Here is a 1,159-nt window from a genome sequence, read left to right on the forward strand (position 1 = left end):
TCTGGTAGCGCCAGCCGGTGCGCTTCTCGAAGGCGGTCAGCTTCTTCGTATCGCGGCGCGAGGGTTTGACCCGGCGCACGATCAGCCGCATCCCCGTCGGCCAGCCGGTCAGGTCACGGACCCCGGTCAGCTCGGCGACCTGGCAGGAAACCATGTCGCCGCCCGGCCCCTTGATCGCGTGGACCTCGCCGTCCTGTCGCAGTGCGTCCGTCCACACCTTCTCCGGCAGCCTGGCGATGGCCTCCTCGTCGATGGTGTGGATGGCCCAGCCGGTGACCCACCGCACCCGCCTGCGGCTGGTGGTCAAGGACGTCAGGTGGTCGAGGAGGGCGTGGCTGAAGGCCGCGCCGTCGATCCTGACCAGCAGTTTCGACCACAGGGGCAACGGGAGCTGCCGCAGCGCGGCGGCCAGGACCGTCTTGTGGTCGGCGACGTCGTTGGCCGCCGCGTTGCCACACCGCAGCAGCATCGCCACGCACTCGCGGGTGTTGGCCACCCACGCCCCCAGCGGATGATGCCCCCAGGTGCCCTTGAACGTGCCCGCCGCCCCTTCCTTACCGCTGGTGCAGGTCACCACGGTGGCGTCGAGATCGAGGACGTACCAGCCGGTCAGCCGCCGGCCGCACACCGATATCCAGGGAAAGCCCGCGGGTCGCAGGGCCAGCCAGGTCCACACCGCCCGGCGTATCACGGCGCGGACTCGCTCGATGCGCGCCGCGACCGGTCCGTCGACCGCCTCCAGGGCACGTCGCAGCGTGCTGTCCGAGACCGGTTCGGGGAACAACGCCCGCCACTGGTGCTGCAGGTGCTCGGCCGCCAGAACATTCGTCGCGCCCAGCGCGATCGCACAGGCCAGCTGGACAAGCACGACGCCCCGGTCCCGCCACCCCGGCCCGGTGCCCCGCGGAAGTACGGCGGCCAGGGCACGGGTGAGCCCGACACGGTCGGCGACCTTCCTCAGCAGCACCACCCCCGCGTACCCGACGAGACTCTTGCCGTCGGCCCGCACGCCGAGCCGGTGATCCCATTCGGTAGCCTGCACCTGTTGGGTGTCTCTTCCTCGCGACGGTTTTGATCTAGACAATCCAGATCATCGCAGGTGAGAGGCACCCTTCTTCTGCCAGGGCATCAGATCGCTGCCGTAGCTGAATTCATGAGG

Annotated in this window: 1 protein-coding gene; it reads right to left on the reverse strand. The window is 69.5% G+C overall.

What is annotated here, in order from left to right; all coding sequences use genetic code 11:
* Positions 1 to 1,042 (reverse strand): transposase (locus ABT245_RS45935; protein ID WP_351747143.1); only part of this gene is annotated, 1,042 nt, incomplete at its 3' end.
* Between the last annotated feature and the right edge of the window lie 117 nt (positions 1,043 to 1,159).

The sequence above is a fragment of the Streptomyces sp. NPDC001508 genome (assembly GCF_040298665.1).
Classification (GTDB): Bacteria; Actinomycetota; Actinomycetes; order Streptomycetales; family Streptomycetaceae; genus Streptomyces.